The sequence below is a fragment of the Citrobacter sp. Ce104 genome, from assembly GCF_030334595.1.
Classification (GTDB): Bacteria; Pseudomonadota; Gammaproteobacteria; order Enterobacterales; family Enterobacteriaceae; genus Citrobacter; species Citrobacter europaeus.
In genome coordinates this window covers 125,357-141,923 of the sequence record NZ_JAOWDP010000062.1, presented here as the reverse complement: position 1 = coordinate 141,923, position 16,567 = coordinate 125,357, and the positions used below count along the sequence as shown (strand labels likewise).

General features: G+C 55.5%; 18 protein-coding genes. 9 read left to right on the top strand and 9 right to left on the bottom strand.

Features of this window, described 5'->3' with window-relative positions; all coding sequences use genetic code 11:
• The first annotated feature begins 19 nt into the window (after positions 1–19).
• The 6 genes from hpaR (at position 20) to OGW16_RS08940 (ending at position 6,547) form a co-directional block, all read left to right on the top strand.
• Positions 20–460: a homoprotocatechuate degradation operon regulator HpaR gene (gene hpaR, locus OGW16_RS08965; RefSeq protein WP_043018625.1), complete on the top strand. Its 441-nt coding sequence runs from the start codon at positions 20–22 to the stop codon at positions 458–460.
• A 442-nt stretch (positions 461–902) separates the two neighbouring features.
• Entirely contained in the window at positions 903–1,970 is a 1,068-nt protein-coding gene (locus OGW16_RS08960) for an HlyD family secretion protein (protein WP_043018624.1), read from the top strand.
• Entirely contained in the window at positions 1,967–4,714 is a 2,748-nt protein-coding gene (gene rbbA, locus OGW16_RS08955) for a ribosome-associated ATPase/putative transporter RbbA (protein WP_286518311.1), read from the top strand. The genes OGW16_RS08960 and rbbA overlap by 4 nt, the downstream gene beginning before the upstream one ends.
• Positions 4,714–5,838 carry an ABC transporter permease gene (locus OGW16_RS08950; protein WP_075145524.1) on the top strand — a complete coding sequence of 375 codons (1,125 nt, stop codon included), beginning with the start codon at positions 4,714–4,716 and terminating at the stop codon, positions 5,836–5,838. Before rbbA ends, OGW16_RS08950 begins: the two co-directional genes overlap by 1 nt.
• Positions 5,839–5,915: 77 nt before the next feature.
• The gene (locus OGW16_RS08945) at positions 5,916–6,191 is read left to right on the top strand and encodes a type II toxin-antitoxin system HicA family toxin (protein ID WP_003837806.1); all 276 of its coding nucleotides are present in this window, start codon (positions 5,916–5,918) and stop codon (positions 6,189–6,191) included.
• Positions 6,188–6,547, top strand: coding sequence for a type II toxin-antitoxin system HicB family antitoxin (locus tag OGW16_RS08940; protein ID WP_087051931.1), 360 nt, complete (start codon positions 6,188–6,190; stop codon positions 6,545–6,547). Before OGW16_RS08945 ends, OGW16_RS08940 begins: the two co-directional genes overlap by 4 nt.
• A 113-nt stretch (positions 6,548–6,660) precedes the next feature.
• Here the strand turns inward: OGW16_RS08940 and nikR are convergent, their stop codons facing one another.
• The 3 genes from nikR to OGW16_RS08925 all read right to left on the bottom strand — a co-directional run bounded on the left by nikR (position 6,661) and on the right by OGW16_RS08925 (position 8,802).
• Positions 6,661–7,062 (bottom strand): nickel-responsive transcriptional regulator NikR, encoded by a 402-nt coding sequence (gene nikR / locus OGW16_RS08935; protein ID WP_043018621.1) that lies wholly within the window; start codon positions 7,060–7,062, stop codon positions 6,661–6,663.
• A gap of 49 nt (positions 7,063–7,111) precedes the next feature.
• Positions 7,112–7,690, bottom strand: a complete 579-nt coding sequence (gene acpT / locus OGW16_RS08930) for a 4'-phosphopantetheinyl transferase AcpT (protein WP_087051932.1) — start codon at positions 7,688–7,690, stop codon at positions 7,112–7,114.
• Positions 7,691–7,752: 62 nt separating this feature from the next.
• A complete protein-coding gene (locus OGW16_RS08925; RefSeq protein ID WP_043018840.1) occupies positions 7,753–8,802 on the bottom strand; it encodes an AI-2E family transporter in 1,050 nt (349 codons plus the stop codon).
• 133 nt (positions 8,803–8,935) lie between these two features.
• Here OGW16_RS08925 and OGW16_RS08920 point away from each other — a divergent pair, with 133 nt between their 5' ends.
• A complete protein-coding gene (locus tag OGW16_RS08920) occupies positions 8,936–10,153 on the top strand; it encodes an MFS transporter (protein ID WP_286518309.1) in 1,218 nt (405 codons plus the stop codon).
• 3 nt (positions 10,154–10,156) lie between these two features.
• On the opposite strand, the gene OGW16_RS08915 is transcribed toward OGW16_RS08920, so the two are convergent.
• Together OGW16_RS08915 and OGW16_RS08910 are read right to left on the bottom strand one after the other, a co-directional pair.
• Positions 10,157–10,714, bottom strand: coding sequence for a DcrB family lipoprotein (locus tag OGW16_RS08915; RefSeq protein ID WP_016154847.1), 558 nt, complete (start codon positions 10,712–10,714; stop codon positions 10,157–10,159).
• 72 nt (positions 10,715–10,786) lie between these two features.
• Complete coding sequence (locus tag OGW16_RS08910; RefSeq protein WP_019078120.1) at positions 10,787–11,452, bottom strand: 7-cyano-7-deazaguanine/7-aminomethyl-7-deazaguanine transporter; 666 nt, start codon at positions 11,450–11,452, stop codon at positions 10,787–10,789.
• Between the two features lie 168 nt (positions 11,453–11,620).
• Between OGW16_RS08910 and tusA the strand changes: the two genes are divergently transcribed.
• Complete coding sequence (tusA, locus tag OGW16_RS08905) at positions 11,621–11,866, top strand: sulfurtransferase TusA (RefSeq protein WP_003827551.1); 246 nt, start codon at positions 11,621–11,623, stop codon at positions 11,864–11,866.
• A 94-nt stretch (positions 11,867–11,960) separates the two neighbouring features.
• On the opposite strand, the gene zntA is transcribed toward tusA, so the two are convergent.
• Both zntA and OGW16_RS08895 read right to left on the bottom strand, forming a co-directional pair.
• The gene (zntA, locus tag OGW16_RS08900) at positions 11,961–14,159 is read right to left on the bottom strand and encodes a Zn(II)/Cd(II)/Pb(II) translocating P-type ATPase ZntA (RefSeq protein WP_043018618.1); all 2,199 of its coding nucleotides are present in this window, start codon (positions 14,157–14,159) and stop codon (positions 11,961–11,963) included.
• Between the two features lie 74 nt (positions 14,160–14,233).
• Complete coding sequence (locus OGW16_RS08895; RefSeq protein ID WP_043018617.1) at positions 14,234–14,860, bottom strand: lysoplasmalogenase; 627 nt, start codon at positions 14,858–14,860, stop codon at positions 14,234–14,236.
• Positions 14,861–15,001: 141 nt separating this feature from the next.
• Between OGW16_RS08895 and OGW16_RS08890 the strand changes: the two genes are divergently transcribed.
• On the top strand, positions 15,002–15,361 hold the full coding sequence (locus tag OGW16_RS08890) for a DUF2500 domain-containing protein (RefSeq protein ID WP_075145527.1): 360 nt from the start codon (positions 15,002–15,004) through the stop codon (positions 15,359–15,361).
• A 100-nt stretch (positions 15,362–15,461) separates the two neighbouring features.
• On the opposite strand, the gene OGW16_RS08885 is transcribed toward OGW16_RS08890, so the two are convergent.
• Positions 15,462–15,737 (bottom strand): DUF1145 family protein, encoded by a 276-nt coding sequence (locus OGW16_RS08885; protein WP_043018615.1) that lies wholly within the window; start codon positions 15,735–15,737, stop codon positions 15,462–15,464.
• Positions 15,727–16,323 (bottom strand): 16S rRNA (guanine(966)-N(2))-methyltransferase, encoded by a 597-nt coding sequence (rsmD, locus tag OGW16_RS08880; protein WP_043018614.1) that lies wholly within the window; start codon positions 16,321–16,323, stop codon positions 15,727–15,729. Before rsmD ends, OGW16_RS08885 begins: the two co-directional genes overlap by 11 nt.
• Between the last annotated feature and the right edge of the window lie 244 nt (positions 16,324–16,567).

Sequence of the window (16,567 nt, the reverse complement as noted above, 5' to 3'; positions counted from 1 at the left end):
TGTGATTCAGAGGTCAGTCATGCATGATTCATTAACTATCGCGCTACTACAGGCGCGGGAAGCGGCGATGGCCCACTTTCGCCCGATCGTTAAACGCCACAATCTTACCGAACAGCAATGGCGTATCGTGCGTATCCTTGCCGAAAACCCGTCGATGGATTTTCACGATCTGGCTTTTCGCGCCTGTATTTTACGCCCGAGTCTGACGGGCATCCTGACCCGCATGGAACGCGATGGCCTGGTTCTGCGCCTCAAGCCAGTTAACGATCAACGCAAGCTGTACGTTTCTCTAACCCCGGCCGGTTCAAAACTTTATGAAAGTGCGCAGGTCCAGGTGGAAGAGGCCTATCGCCTGATAGAAGCCGATTTTACCGTCGAAAAAATGCAGCAACTTACCATGCTGCTGGAAGAGTTTATTTCCCTGGGCAATGGAGCGCGGGCAGAGGAAGAGGGATCTTAAGGCGTTCCAGAGCCAGAAGTAACGTTCTGGACGCCATACAAAAAATGGTACTTTCAGTGCGTTACATTAGTCATCCAGCAAACCTTCTAAGAAAAACGTTTGTCCGGCAAATGGATTGCCGGGCACGATTTTTTGCCTGCAACATCCGTGCTACAACCGAATAGACATATTGAATCCAGGTGTTAGTATTCAATAGACAGCAGTTATGAGTATGCGTGTTTCATTTCCGGCCAGGAACGCTGATGATGACAACATTACTACCCGATCTCACAGCACTTTCGTCATTCACTTCCTGCGCGGTGCAGGTTGCCTTAGCGCCTGTCCGCTCTCTGGCCATTGTTTCTCATTCCTTCTCATCCCGGATGGAATCTCCCGCTGAATAGCTATTTAGTGGGCTTTGTGACACGCATCGTTTGAAAACAGGGATTACGGCGGGTCGAATATGGATAAGTTGAAGCGTCATTTGATGTGGTGGGGCGCGGGCCTCCTGGTCGTGGTGGCCGCGATAGCGTGGTGGATGCTCCGCCCTGCCGGAATACCGGAAGGGTTCGCAGCCAGCAACGGCAGAATTGAGGCCACGGAAGTGGATATTGCCACCAAGATTGCCGGACGAATTGACACGATCCTCGTGTCAGAAGGGCAATTCGTTCGTCAGGGCGAAGTGCTGGCGAAAATGGATACCCGTGTGCTGCAGGAGCAGCGGCTGGAAGCGGTCGCCCAAATCAAAGAAGCTGAAAGCGCGGTGGCGGCGGCGCGGGCGCTGTTAGAACAGCGGCAAAGTGAAATGCGCGCCGCGCAGTCGGTGGTCAAACAGCGCGAGGCGGAACTGCAGTCGGTCTCTAAACGCCACGTGCGTTCTCGTTCTCTATCCCAGCGTGGGGCTGTATCTGAGCAACAACTGGATGACGATCGGGCTGCGGCAGAAAGCGCACGCGCTGCGCTGGAATCCGCAAAGGCGCAGGTCTCTGCGGCAAAAGCCGCCATTGAAGCCGCTCGCACCAGCATTATTCAGGCGCAAACCCGCGTAGAAGCCGCGCAAGCCACCGAACGTCGTATAGCGGCTGATATTGATGACAGCGAGCTGAAAGCCCCGCGCGATGGTCGCGTGCAGTACCGCGTAGCCGAACCGGGCGAGGTACTTTCTGCGGGCGGGCGCGTGCTGAATATGGTCGATCTCAGCGATGTCTACATGACGTTCTTCTTGCCTACCGAGCAGGCTGGCTTACTGAAGATTGGCGGTGAAGCGCGCCTGGTGCTGGATGCCGCACCGGATTTGCGTATTCCGGCGACCATCAGCTTTGTGGCAAGCGTGGCGCAGTTCACGCCGAAAACGGTCGAAACCAGCGATGAACGGCTGAAGCTGATGTTTCGCGTCAAAGCGCGTATCCCGCCAGAGTTGTTACAGCAGCATCTTGAGTACGTGAAAACCGGTCTGCCGGGTATGGCGTGGGTGCGTGTTGATGAAAATCGCGCCTGGCCTGACGACCTGGTGGTGAGGTTGCCGCAATGACGCATCTGGCGCTGGTTCCCGTTCCTCCCGTGGCGCACCTTGACGGCGTGAGTCAGCATTACGGGAAAACGGTAGCGCTGAACAATATCACGCTGGATATCCCCGCCCGCTGCATGGTGGGGCTGATTGGTCCGGATGGCGTCGGAAAATCGAGCCTGCTGTCTCTCATATCCGGGGCTCGGGTTATTGAACACGGCAACGTGAGGGTACTGGGCGGCGATATGCGCGACCCGAAGCATCGCCGGGATGTCTGCCCGCGAATTGCCTGGATGCCGCAGGGGCTGGGGAAAAACCTGTACCACACGCTGTCAGTGTATGAGAACGTCGATTTCTTTGCCCGGCTGTTTGGTCATGACAAAGCGGAGCGCGAAGCACGGATTACCGAGCTGCTGAACAGCACCGGACTGGCGCCGTTTCGCGATCGTCCTGCCGGGAAACTCTCGGGCGGCATGAAGCAAAAGCTGGGGCTGTGCTGCGCGTTAATCCACGACCCGGAACTGTTGATTCTTGATGAACCCACCACCGGGGTCGACCCGCTGTCCCGCGCCCAGTTCTGGGATCTGATTAACAGCATCCGCCAGCGACAGACCAACATGAGCGTGCTGGTTGCCACCGCCTACATGGAAGAAGCCGAGCGCTTTGACTGGCTGGTGGCGATGAACGCCGGGGAGGTGTTAGCCACCGGGAGCGCGCAGCAGCTCCGTGAACAAACCGCCAGCGACACGCTGGAGCAGGCATTTATCGCGCTGTTACCCGAAGCCCAGCGCCAGGCGCATAAACCGGTGGTGATCCCGCCGTATCACGCTGAGCAGGAAGAGATTGCCATCGAGGCGAAAGACCTGACCATGCGCTTCGGTAAATTTGTGGCGGTGGACCACGTTAACTTCCGTATTCCGCGCGGGGAAATCTTCGGTTTTCTCGGCTCTAACGGCTGCGGTAAATCCACTACCATGAAAATGCTCACCGGGCTGCTGCCCGCAAACGAGGGCGAGGCGTGGCTGTTTGGGCAAGCGGTTGACCCGAAAAATATCGATACCCGCCGCCGGGTAGGCTATATGTCACAGGCGTTTTCGCTCTACAGCGAGCTGACCGTCCGGCAAAACCTCGAACTACACGCGCGGCTGTTCCATATCCCCGAAGCAGAAATTCCGGGGCGGATACAGGAGATGAGCGAGCGCTTTTCGCTGACCGATGTCGAAGACGCGTTGCCCGGCGCGCTGCCGTTGGGGATCCGTCAACGCCTGTCGCTGGCGGTGGCGGTTATCCATCGCCCGGAGATGTTGATTCTCGATGAACCGACCTCCGGGGTCGATCCGGTGGCGAGGGACATGTTCTGGCAACTGATGGTTGATCTGTCGCGCCAGGACAAAGTGACCATTTTTATCTCCACCCACTTTATGAACGAAGCGGAGCGCTGTGACAGGATGTCGCTGATGCACGCCGGAAAAGTACTGGCCAGCGGCACGCCGCAGGAGCTGGTGAAACAGCGCGGCGCCGCCAGTCTGGAAGAGGCGTTTATCTCCTGGTTACAGGAAGCGGCTGGTCCGGCGCCGGAAGCTCAGTTAGCGCCAGCCAATGTTCCGGCAGTGCATGAAAACAATAACCCGCCGCGGCAGGGTTTTAGCCTGCGGCGCTTGTTCAGCTACAGCCGCCGCGAAGCGCTGGAGCTGCGGCGTGACCCGGTTCGTTCAACGCTGGCGCTGATGGGCACGGTGATCCTGATGCTTATCATGGGCTATGGCATTAGCATGGATGTGGAAAACCTGCGGTTTTCGGTGCTCGATCGTGACCAGACCGTCAGCAGCCAGGCGTGGACGCTGAATCTGGCGGGCTCGCGCTATTTTATCGAGCAGCCGCCTCTCGCCAGTTATGACGAGCTGGACAAACGGATGCGTTCGGGCGAAGTCGCGGTAGCAATTGAAATCCCGCCAAATTTTGGCCGCGATATTGCGCGCGGAACACCGGTGAAGATTGGCGTCTGGATCGATGGCGCAATGCCGAGCCGTGCTGAAACGGTCAGGGGCTATGTGCAGGCGATGCACCAGACCTGGCTGCAGGATGTGATGGCGCGTCAACCCAATGCCAGTGGGCAAAACGGATTGATGACCATTGAAACTCGCTATCGTTACAACCCGGATGTGAAAAGTCTGCCGGCGATTGTTCCGGCGGTGATCCCACTGCTATTGATGATGATCCCTTCCATGCTCAGCGCCCTCAGCGTAGTACGTGAGAAAGAGCTGGGGTCGATTATCAACCTGTACGTTACGCCCACGACCCGCAGCGAGTTTTTACTCGGCAAACAGTTGCCTTACATCGTGCTGGGCATGCTGAACTTCTTGCTGCTGTGCGCGCTGTCGGTGTTTGTGTTCGGGGTCCCGCATAAGGGGAGCTTTGTGACCCTGGCGCTGGCCGCGCTGCTGTACGTCACCATTGCCACCGGGCTGGGCTTATTAATCTCTACGTTTATGAAAAGCCAGATCGCCGCCATTTTTGGTACGGCGATTATAACGCTGATCCCGGCGACGCAGTTTTCCGGGATGATCGATCCGGTCGCCTCGCTGGAAGGGCCGGGACGGTGGATTGGTGAAATTTACCCGACCAGCCATTTTCTGACTATCGCGCGTGGGACGTTCTCTAAAGCGTTGGATCTGACCGATCTCTGGCCGCTGTTTATTCCGCTGGCGGTGGCCATTCCGGTGGTGATTGGTCTGAGCGTATTACTGCTGAAAAAACAGGAGGGGTGATGCGCCGATTACGCAATATTTACAACCTCGGCATCAAAGAGTTACGCAGTTTGCTGGGTGACAAAGCGATGCTGACGCTGATCGTCTTCGCTTTCACGATTTCGGTTTACTCTTCCGCGACCGTCCTCCCGGGTTCGCTGCATCTGGCGCCGATTGCCATTGCCGATATGGACCAGTCGCAGTTGTCGAATCGGATTGTGAACAGCTTTTATCGCCCGTGGTTTTTACCTCCGGAGATGATTACTGCCGATGAGATGGATGCCGGGCTGGATGCCGGACGCTACACCTTCGCCGTGAACATTCCGCCTGATTTTCAGCGTGATGTTCTGGCCGGACGACAACCGGATATACAGGTGAACGTCGATGCCACTCGGATGAGCCAGGCCTTTACCGGCAACAGCTATATCCAGAATATCATCAGCGGCGAGGTGAACAGCTTTGTGGCACGTTACCGTGATAACAGCGAGCCGCCGGTGGCGCTGGAAATGCGCATGCGCTTTAACCCTAATCTGGAACCTGCTCGATTTGGCGCGGTAATGGCGATTATCAACAACATCACCATGCTGGCGATCGTGCTTACCGGGTCGGCGCTGATTCGCGAGCGCGAGCACGGAACCATTGAGCATCTGCTGGTGATGCCGGTGACGCCGTTTGAGATCATGATGGCAAAAATCTGGTCGATGGGGCTGGTGGTGCTGGTGGTTTCCGGTCTGTCGCTGATGCTGATGGTAAAAGGCGTGCTCGGGGTACCGATTGAAGGCTCAATACCGCTGTTTATGCTGGGCGTGGCGCTGAGCCTGTTCGCCACCACCTCGATCGGCATTTTTATGGGCACGCTGGCACGTTCTATGCCGCAACTGGGGCTGCTGATGATTCTGGTGCTGCTGCCGTTACAGATGCTCTCCGGAGGTTCTACACCGCGTGAAAGTATGCCGCAGGCGGTGCAGGACATTATGTTGTCGATGCCGACTACCCATTTCGTCAGTCTCGCGCAGGCGATACTTTATCGCGGAGCCGGGTTTAGCATCGTCTGGCCGCAGTTTCTGACGCTGCTGGCGATCGGCAGCGCGTTTTTCCTGATAGCGCTACTACGCTTTCGAAAGACGATTGGTACGATGGCGTAATTGGTTGGCTTCATATCTTGACTGCATTGTGTGCTGTTATAATATGACTTCAAAGGATGAAGTCATAAGGACATGCGATGAAGGAAAAAGTGTTGTCTTTACGCAAAAAGCAAAAGAACACGCTGGATCAGCTTTTTAAAGCACCGACGCCGCAGGGAATCAAGTGGTCGGAAATTGAGTCACTGATCAAGGCGTTAGGTGGCGAAATCAAAGAAGGACGAGGCTCACGGTGTAAATTTCTTTTAAATAAGAGCATTGCGAGTTTTCATAGACCACATCCTTCTCCGGATACAGATAAAGGCGCGGTCGAAAACGTACGTGACTGGTTAACAAGTATAGGGGTAAAACCATGATCAAACCCAAAACGCCAAACTCAATGGAAATCGCCGGTCAACCTGCGGTGATTAATTATGTCCCTGAGCTTAATGCGTTTCGCGGTAAGTTCCTGGGATTGTCAGGCTATTGTGATTTTGTCTCTGACAGCATTCAGGGGCTGCAAAAAGAGGGAGAGATCTCCTTACGAGATTATCTTGATGATTGCTCTGCCGCAGGGATAGAACCTTACGCAAACCCGGAAAAGCTGAAGACATTTACTCTGCGCTATCCAGAGTCTTTCGGAGAACGTTTAAGTTTTGCGGCAGCGGAAGAACAGGTATCAGTCAATACATGGATCATCGAAACGCTCAGCAAAAGTCTCAAACAGGCATAGTTGCTAGCTGGTTTGCTCATCATTGCCGGGGGCGCTTCGCTTGCCCGACCTACAGACGGTAACGGACGTAGGCCGGATAAGGCGCAGCCGCCATCCGGCAACGAAACAGGCAATTACTCTTCTTTCGGCAGGCACTGCAAATGACCGTGGCGCACGCCGCGCTGGGAAATCACGTCATCGGCAAAATGTTGCACCTCGCCCATGTCGCCTTTCAGCACGGCGATTTCCAGACAGTCGTCATGGTTGATGTGCACGTGCAGCGTGGCGACCGATAAATCGTGGTGGTGGTGTTGAGTAGAAACAATGCGGCTCGCCAGGTCACGTTTCTCATGCTCATAAACATATGAGAGCACCGCGAAGCCCTGAGTGCCATGCTCCTGAGTGGTTTCCTGCGCCAGTGCGCCGCGCAGAATATCGCGGATCGCTTCGGAACGGTTGTTGTAGCCACGGCGCTGGCTCAGGCCGTCGAGCGTTTCCAGTAAATCATCATCGAGGGTAATGGTGATACGTTGCATCCGATTTCAACCTTACGATATGGCGCGGTGGCGCACGGGAATGAGGGCGTTACAGACGCTGCACGGCGTCTGCGGTCAGGGTAAACGGCGTGGGGGTACAGACCGCCAGACTCAGGGCGTCGAGCTGGCACTGGCTGACAGAGAGTGAGGAGGTTAGTGCGGTGCTATCGACGCTGACGATTTGCCAGGCGCTGCCGCCACGCTGTTTCACAATAGCTTCTTTACGCGTCCAGATGCGCCAGAACGCCGCCAACTGTTGCTCCGGGCATTCGGCCTCAACTTCGGCATGTTCTCCGAGACTGAACACCGTGTTTGCCAGCGTCTGCCAGTTATCGCGTGGGCGCACGACTTCAATATCGCAGCCGACTTCCCCTTCGTCGCTGAGCAACAGGGCGATATCATCGCCGCTGTGGCTGAGATTGAACCACAGCAGCGTGTCGGCGGAAAAGGCCGGTTTTCCTTGCTCACCGTAGACAATGTCCGGTAATGGCGAAAGCGCATGGGAAAGCAGCACGCGACCTGCCAGCCAGCGCGCACGGTGAGCACCTTGCGGGGCCTGATCACTCAGTGCGGCAGGCAACGCGCCAGTGCTTAAAACAGAAACTTTCCCAAGAACAATCCGGTACATATCACGGCTAACCTTTAGTAATAATGGGGTTGTGTACCATTCTTCACATGCCGTTTGCAAGTTTATCCCGGTAATCGGCTTTTGGGCCTGCCGGGCCCCAGCAAAATTGCCAGCTTACTGCCGCCTGTGGTCGTTTCCATCCAGATTTTACACACGCTGGTTAACGGCACGGAGAGCAACATACCAACCGGACCAAGCAGCCATCCCCACACTAACAAAGAGAGAAAGACGATAAGCGTCGATAATCCCAGCCGGTGCCCCATCATGCGGGGTTCGAGGATATTGCCAATCACCATATGCACCACCAGAAACAGCGCGCCAACCAGCACGCATTCGTAAACGCCGTTGAACAGCAGCGCCTGGATCATGGGCGGGACGGCGGAAATGACCGAGCCAATATTGGGCACGTAGTTTAGCAGGAATGCCAGTACGCCCCACATCAGAGCAAACTGAATACCCATCAGCGCCAGCCCCAGCCAGACAATAGCGCCGGTCCATAGGCTGAGCAACGTTTTCAGCGCCAGATAGTGAGATACACCCTTTAACGCCCGATGCAGTCCTGCAATATGGATTTGTGGGTTGTTCAGCGCAAAGCGCAGTTTATAGGGGACATGACGCACTTCAAACAGCATAAAGACCACCGTCATCACCAACAGGACGACGCTGGCCATGGCGCCGGATAGACTTGTCATCAGCGTGGTTGTGAAGGTCATCAGCTTGTCGGAGTCCATGCGTTGCAGCATGCGTTCTGGGGACATATGCAGATTCAGAAAAGGCACCATCTCTTGCAAATACAGAACTTTGCGCGTCAGCTCCTTATTGTATTTTGGCAGCAGGTCCATGAATTCAGTGATTGACGACGCCAGAACGCCGACCAACGCCGTAAGAACGATCAGCATCACCACGACCACTAACGTAATGGCTACCGGGCGACGTACCCCCCGGCGAATAAACCAGGTGACCAGTGGATTCAATACGATGGCAAAAAAGAGAGCCAGTAGCAGTTGCACAATGATATCCGCCGCGGCATGGATACCTGCGAGGATCACCACCAGAGCGGCCAGTTTGAGCAAAATGTGCAAACCCGTTTTATCGGGCTGAGCGGTTGTCATGTTTTCTTCCTGCCTGTGTTTTTGCATTAAGTGTAGCGGCTGGTTTGCGACTAAAACTCCTAAACTGGCTGCTGATTTCTGCTCTGCAACATGGTAGAAATGAAACACTGTTGTGAAAACGTGGTGACCCTCCATGCCCGAACCCGTCGCTGAACCGACGCTTAGCGGTTTACGCCTGAATCTGCGTATTGTTTCTGTGGTGATGTTTAACTTCGCCAGCTACCTGACCATCGGCCTGCCGCTCGCGGTATTGCCTGGCTACGTCCATGACGTGATGGGATTTAGCGCTTTCTGGGCAGGTCTGGTCATCAGCCTGCAATATTTCGCTACGCTGCTGAGCCGTCCTCATGCAGGTCGCTATGCCGACCTGCTGGGACCAAAGAAGATTGTGGTATTCGGGCTGTGCGGCTGCTTTTTAAGTGGGCTGGGCTATTTACTGGCGGGCTCAACGAACGGCTGGCCGCTGGCCAGTCTGCTGCTGCTATGCCTGGGGCGCGTGATTCTTGGCATCGGGCAAAGCTTTGCCGGAACCGGCTCTACGCTGTGGGGCGTGGGGGTTGTTGGCTCAATGCACATCGGACGGGTGATTTCGTGGAACGGCATCGTGACTTATGGCGCGATGGCGATAGGCGCTCCGCTGGGCGTTCTGTTTTATGCCTGGGGAGGCTTACGGGGGCTGGCGCTGACCGTGATGGGCGTGGCGTTGCTGGCGATACTGCTGGCGCTCCCTCGTCCGGCGGTGAAAGCCAGTAAAGGCAAACCATTGCCGTTTCGCGCGGTACTTGGGCGCGTCTGGTTGTACGGTATGGCGCTGGCCCTGGCCTCCGCTGGATTTGGGGTAATCGCTACCTTCATTACCCTGTTTTATGATGCCAAAGACTGGGATGGCGCCGCATTCGCGCTGACGCTTTTTAGCTGCACGTTTGTGGGCACGCGTTTGCTGTTCCCAAACGGCATCAACCGCTTAGGCGGACTGAATGTGGCAATGATCTGCTTTAGCGTCGAGATTGTTGGGCTGCTGCTGGTCGGGATGGCTTCCATGCCGTGGATGGCGAAAATCGGTGTTCTGCTGGCCGGCGCTGGGTTCTCGCTAGTCTTCCCGGCGCTGGGCGTGGTGGCGGTAAAAGCCGTTCCGCAGCAAAATCAGGGCGCTGCGCTGGCGACCTACACGGTGTTTATGGATTTATCACTGGGGATTACCGGGCCGCTGGCCGGGCTGGTCATGACGTGGGCGGGCGTGCCGGTTATCTATCTGGCGGCAGCCGGGCTGGTAGCGGTGGCGTTGTTGCTGACCTGGCGGTTAAAAAAACGGCCTCAGGTGGTGTCACCGGAAGCCGCGTCATCGTCTTAACCGTTACTGGATAACCAGCGTGTTAATGATATTTTCTGCGGTCGTCTGCGCTTTTTGCTGATCGTCAGCAGGCAGCGTGATTTGCAGAGTCAGCAGTTGGTTGTCCACTTTACCCAGCACTACGGAAGAGTAAGCGGTCTGGCCTTTGGCCGAGATGATGCTGTCTAACTGCTGCAGCGTGTGGCCTTTCAGCTCAATAGATTTATTGGTGACGACCTGCAGTTGCGGGTCGCGGCTACGCTGCTGATCTTCCAGGCGTTTTGCCAGTACGGCAAGATCTTCGTTGGTATTGTCGCCAACAATCACAATCACCGCTTTCTGGCCGGTTGCGTCAGAATATACGTGCATATTGTTCGCCTGAGTGCCCAGCTTGCCGCTCTGATCGGTCATATCCGCAGGCAGGGAAAAACTGAGTTTGCCGTCCAGCAGGCTGACCGGTTGTCCGGTGGCGCTACTCTCCGCGGCAGCACCCTCTGCTGGCGCTTTTGTATCGCTATTATCACAGGCCGCAAGCCCCATAACCAGCAGGCCAATACCGACATATTTAACCAGATTGCGCATTGACTTCTTCCTTTCGATAAACGGCCATAACGGCTCATTCGTTCATCTTATCACAACTCGGAAAATGAACCTTTAACTCGTCTGCAATGCAGAGATTTCGGATTTATCTGCCAGCCTTTTCAGTAACATATTCAGCAGTACGCCATACATTGGCAGGAAGAAAATAATGCTGATCAGCACTTTGAAGCAGTAATCGACCAGCGCGATTTCCATCCAGTGCTCGGCCATAAAGGCGTCCGGGCTGCGCCAGAAGGCGATAAAGAAGAAGGCCAATGTATCGCTGATGTTGCCAAACAGCGTGGAAGCCGTCGGCGCCAACCACCAGCGCCGGTTCTGACGCAGGCGGTTGAAGACATGCACATCCAGAATTTGTCCCAGCGCGTAAGCCATAAAGCTGGCGGCGGCGATACGGGCGACAAACAGATTAAAGTGCAGCAACGCGCCGAAGCCCTGCCACGATCCCATATAGAACAGGGATGAAACGACATAAGAGATCAGCAGCGCAGGGATCATTACCGCAAAGATGATACGACGTGCCAACGGCGCGCCAAAAATACGCACGGTCAGGTCGGTCGCGAGGAATATAAACGGAAAGCTAAAAGCGCCCCAAGTGGTATGGAAACCAAAAATGGAGATCGGGAGCTGCACCAGATAGTTGCTGGAGGTGATCACCAGCAGATGAAATAGCGATAGCCAAAACAACGCTTTTACGCGCTGAGATTGTGTAAACGGAGTCATATTGTGACCTTTTTGTTGGATGGGGTGAGGGAACCCAATAAAAAACCGTCGCATGATACTGCTTTAAGAGCACATTGCAATGGTTGTTTTTCACGCAATCGTTAACCTGATTGGCTTACGCCACAACAGAGCGTAAAATAACGCCGTTTTTGAATGAACGAGACTACGATGAGCGATCTGTTTACCTCTCCCGACCATACTCTTGATGCCCAGGGGTTGCGCTGCCCGGAACCCGTAATGATGGTACGTAAAACCGTGCGCGGCATGCAGGCGGGTGAAACGCTGCTGATTGTCGCCGACGATCCGGCAACAACCCGTGACATTCCCGGCTTTTGTACCTTTATGGAACATGAGCTGGTGGCCAAAGAGACTGACTCTCTGCCGTACCGCTATCTGGTGCGCAAAGGCCAGTAATCTTGTTATGCCGGATGGCGCTAACGCTTATCCGGCCTACAAAGACGGTGTAACCTCCAGGACGGATAAGGCAACGCCGCACCCGGCGCACACATTATCCTTTACGCAATAACCGCAGCGCGTTAGCGGTCACCAGTACCGTCGCCCCCGTATCGGCCAGCACCGCCAGCCACAGCCCGGTTATCCCGAGCAGCGTGGTAACGAGAAAAATCCCCTTCAGGCCCAGCGCAATCGCAATGTTCTGGCGAATATTGGCGTGGGTGGCGCGCGCCAGCTGAATCATTTGCACCAGACCACGCAGACGGTTGTGGGTCAGGGCGGCATCGGCGGTCTCCAGCGCGACGTCGGTCCCGCTTCCCATCGCAATACCCATTGTGGCCGCTTTCATTGCCGGAGCGTCGTTGATGCCGTCGCCGACCATCGCCAGCGGCGACTGTTGGTTAAGATGGGTAACGGCCTGTACCTTATCTTCCGGCAAAAGACCCGCTTTGAATTCGAGGCCCAGTTCACCGGCAATGGCGGCCGCCGCACGTGGGTTATCACCGGTCAGGATCACCCCTTTCACGCCAATCTGATTAAGCTCGCTGATGGCGCTGCGAGCGTCGTCTCGCAGCGTGTCCTGTAGGGCCAGCACGCCGAGAACGGTATCGTTACGCAGCACCAGCACTACCGTTTGGCCCGCGCTTTCCAGCTCGCTTATCTGCCCGGCAAAGGCATCGGCAGGCTGCTTACCGGCCGCGCAAATCAGCACGCGTTCGCCGTTGACCAGCGCTTCAATTCCAGAGCCAACCAGCGCCCGTTGCTCTTTTGCGACAGGAATAGTCAGCTCGCGCGTTTGTGCTTCCCGAACAATCGCTTGTGCCAGCGGGTGCGTCGCGCCCTGCTCTACAGCCGCTGCCAACGCCAGCAGTTCAGCCTCACCAATACCGCTTGCCGGATGAATCGCCGTGACGCGTGGTTTACCGACGGTCAGGGTGCCGGTTTTATCAAACGCCACCTGCGTGACTCTACCCAACTGTTCCAGTGCGGCCCCGCCTTTGATTAACGCGCCACGACGCGCCGCGGCGGCAAGACCAGAAGTAATGGCTGCGGGTGTTGAAATCACCAGAGCGCAAGGACAGCCAATCAGCAGCAGCGTCAGTCCTTTGTAAATCCACTCCTGCCAGGATGCGGCAAATAGCAGCGGCGGTACGAGGGTGACCAGCAGCGCAACCGCCATAATGGCCGGGGTGTAAATCCGGCTGAAACGGTCAATAAAGCGCTCAATGGGGGCACGGCGTTCTTCCGCTTCTTCAATCAGCTTCAGAATACGATCAATGGCGCTGGCACCCGGCTCGGAGAGTACTTCCAGCGTTACAAGACGGTCCACGCTGGTGGCGCCGGCCGGGACTTTCTCGCCGGTGGCGCGTTCAACGGGGATCGATTCGCCGGTCAGGGCGCTTTCATCAAAGCTGGCAAAACCAGAGACCAGTTTGCCGTCGGCAGGTAAACGTCCACCTGCGGCAACTTCAATAACATCGCCAGGCCGGAGAGTATTGATAGCCACCTCTTCGCGCTCGCCGTTACGTAAGCGTGTGGCGGTTTCCGGTTTGAGCGCCATCAGCGCGCTGACCCCTTTGCGGGCGCGGCTGGCGGCCCATCCTTCCAGGCGTTCGCCAATTAAAAACAGCAACAGCACCATGGCGGCTTCCGCCGTAGCGCCGATAAACAGTGCGCCAATGGCGGCCACGCTCATCAACGTTTCAATGGCAAAGTAGCTGCCGGTTTTCATCAGGCGCAGAGCCTGAAGGGCAATGGGATACAGACCAACCAGCGTGGTGGCGATAAACGCTATCTGACCAAAGGGGTGATTGAACTGCTCCAGCCCCCAACTAATCGCCATCATGATAATCAGCGAAATCAGCGGCAGGTTCTCTTTAAAGCGTGACTCGGGAGCGGCGTCCGACGCGTGCTCATCGCGCAGGGTATAGCCTGCCTTCTGCACCGCGTTTTCAACTTGCTGACGGATATCGGAACCGGCATCGACTACCAGTTTTTCAGTGGCGAACAGAACCTGGACCTGGTTGACGCCGCTGACCTGGCGGACCGCATTCTCTACTTTTCGGGCGCAGGCCGCACAGTCCATGCCCGCCACTTTCCAGGAATAGCGGGTACCTTGTACGGTATCGGATACGGGCGGTGGGGTAGAGCAGCTTCCTTCGCAGCAGCAGTCATCCACCTTTTGTGGCGCAGGCACTGGCTTGAAAGAAGAGAATTGTGGGACCTTTTTGCCACGGGTATCGGGTGTCGACATGGCATCCTCCGGTTGATAATCATTTCGTATTAACCGGAGGATACACTCTGGAGTCGACTCCAGAGTCAAGCGTTTTAAAGATACAACGAACGAACAATCAGGAAATGTCCGGCGAAGTAGCAGGCGGCGGCAATTGCGTTATCGGCGCGGAAGCGGCGACGATAATGGCTACCCAGCCAGACAATGTTGCCGATGAACAGGAGCGATGCGCCCATAAATGCCGACAGCGCCGGCGCGGTCGGGCGGAAGAACCACAGCTCACCGGCCATCCAGACCATCATCAGCGTGATACCGATAAAGGTGCAGATAGCGACACGCAGCTCTTCCAGACGCGTCCAGATCACGGCAATCAGCAACGCCCCCATTACGACCAGCACCAACGGCAGAGGCCAGAAAAACGACAGCGTCATTTGGCTGGCGAAGTAGATGGTATACAGCAGATGCGACAGGAAGAATGCTCCCACGGCGTACAGCAGGCGTTGGCGCGGTAACAGCGTAAGCGCATCACCCAGCAGTGAGGCAAGCAGGCCAGCCAGTACCAGATAGCTGATAGCGTTAAACATTGGCGCCTGCCAGGCCAGCAGCGCCAGGAGCAGCAATGTCAGGGGCTTAAAGACCCAGCGTTGCCATGCAGGCCCACGATAGGAAGCATCCACGAACAACCACGCGGAAAGACAGACAGCGATAAACGACCAAAGCATCTTAGTTCCTTGAATTCGTTATTTTTTCGTAAGCGGGGTGCTCACGGCTCTACTGTCCAGTGTAGAGGCCGACACAGCCAGATGACAACACCATAACAGGCAATGTATGCTTATTTCCGCATTTTCTGATGGGTTAATAACATGAGCAAACCACCACTTTTTTTCATTATTATCATTATCTTAATCGTTGTCGCCGCGTCGTTTCGTTTTGTCCAGCAGCGGCGTGAAAAAGCCGATAATGATGCGGCGCCGCTGGTGCAAAAGCAGGTGGTGGTGAGTAACAAACGGGAAAAACCGCTTAACGATCGGCGATCCCGTCAGCAGGAAGTGAGCCCGGCAGGAACCAGCATGCGCTATGAAGCCAGCTTTAAGCCACAAAGCGGCGGCCTCGAGCAAACCTTTCGTTTGGACGCCCGCCAGTACCATGCGTTAACGGTTGGGGATAAAGGCACGCTGAGTTACAAAGGTTCGCGTTTTATTGATTTTACGGCTGAACGCTAAGATTTCATCTGACTGATGCCGGATGGCTGCTTACGCCTTATCCGGCCTACAAATTTTGTCGCCCCGGCTCGCAACGCGCCGCTGGGCGAAAAGAGCGCAGTTACTTCTTCAACTGATCTTTAATCTTCTTCTGCCACACCAGCAGTTCAAAAACGCCGAACAGAAAAATACGGATTTTCTCTCCACCGGTCATCTGCGGGCCATCTTTGGGCATGGTGCTTTTTAGCAGCGCCAACTGCATGCCATGCATTAGCACCATAAATATCAGCGCGACGTTAACGAAGATGTTAAGCGGACGTGGAAAGGGTTGAAAAATATTCAGTAGTAAAAATGCCCAGACGCACAGCATCAGCAGGCGTCCCAGGTTAATCAGCATCGTGTTCTCCTCGTGCTTCACGTTGGTACAGGCGATAGGCGACCTGTCCGGCGACTTTTTCACGGTATAGCGACCAGTTTACCGGAACCGGCGGCAAACCGTTTTCTACTTCGCTTTCAACGTAAATATACGCTTCATTTGCCAGCCAGCCATGAGTTTCCAGAAGAGTTAATGTTTCTTCCAGTAATCCTTTGCGGAACGGCGGGTCAACAAATACCACGTTATGCGGCGTACCCGTCTGGGCCAAAAATGTCAGCGTATTGGTATTGACGACGCGGGCATGGGGGGCTTTCAGCGTGGCGAGATTCTTTTGTAGCTGCTGAGATACCGCGCGATCCATCTCCAGAAGCGTCGCATTTGCCGCATAGCGAGAGAGAGCTTCCAGACCCAGCGCGCCGCTGCCGGCGAAGCAGTCCAGGCAGTGGGCATCGACCATTACCGGGGCCAGCCAGTTAAACAACGTTTCGCGTACACGGTCAGTGGTCGGACGCAGGCCAGGGCTGTCCGGAACCGGGAGTTTACGGCCACGCCATTGCCCGCCAATAATGCGAATCTGGCCGCTACCAGAGTGATTCGGTTTTTTCATTTCTATTATTGCTCAATCCGCCTATAGCATGTCATTCCAGGCGGTGATGTGAGTTAAGTTAACCCTTCGCCTTTCAAGTTACCTCTTCGTTGGCTGCACTTACTCACCCGAATCACTTACTAAAAGTAAGCTCATCGGGATTCGTGCGCTTGCCGCCTTGACGTAACTCGAAATTCATTGGGTATAAGTGATAGACTATTTCATCATTTTTTTAGCTGCTATGTACATAGCGTTGACGCTGTGC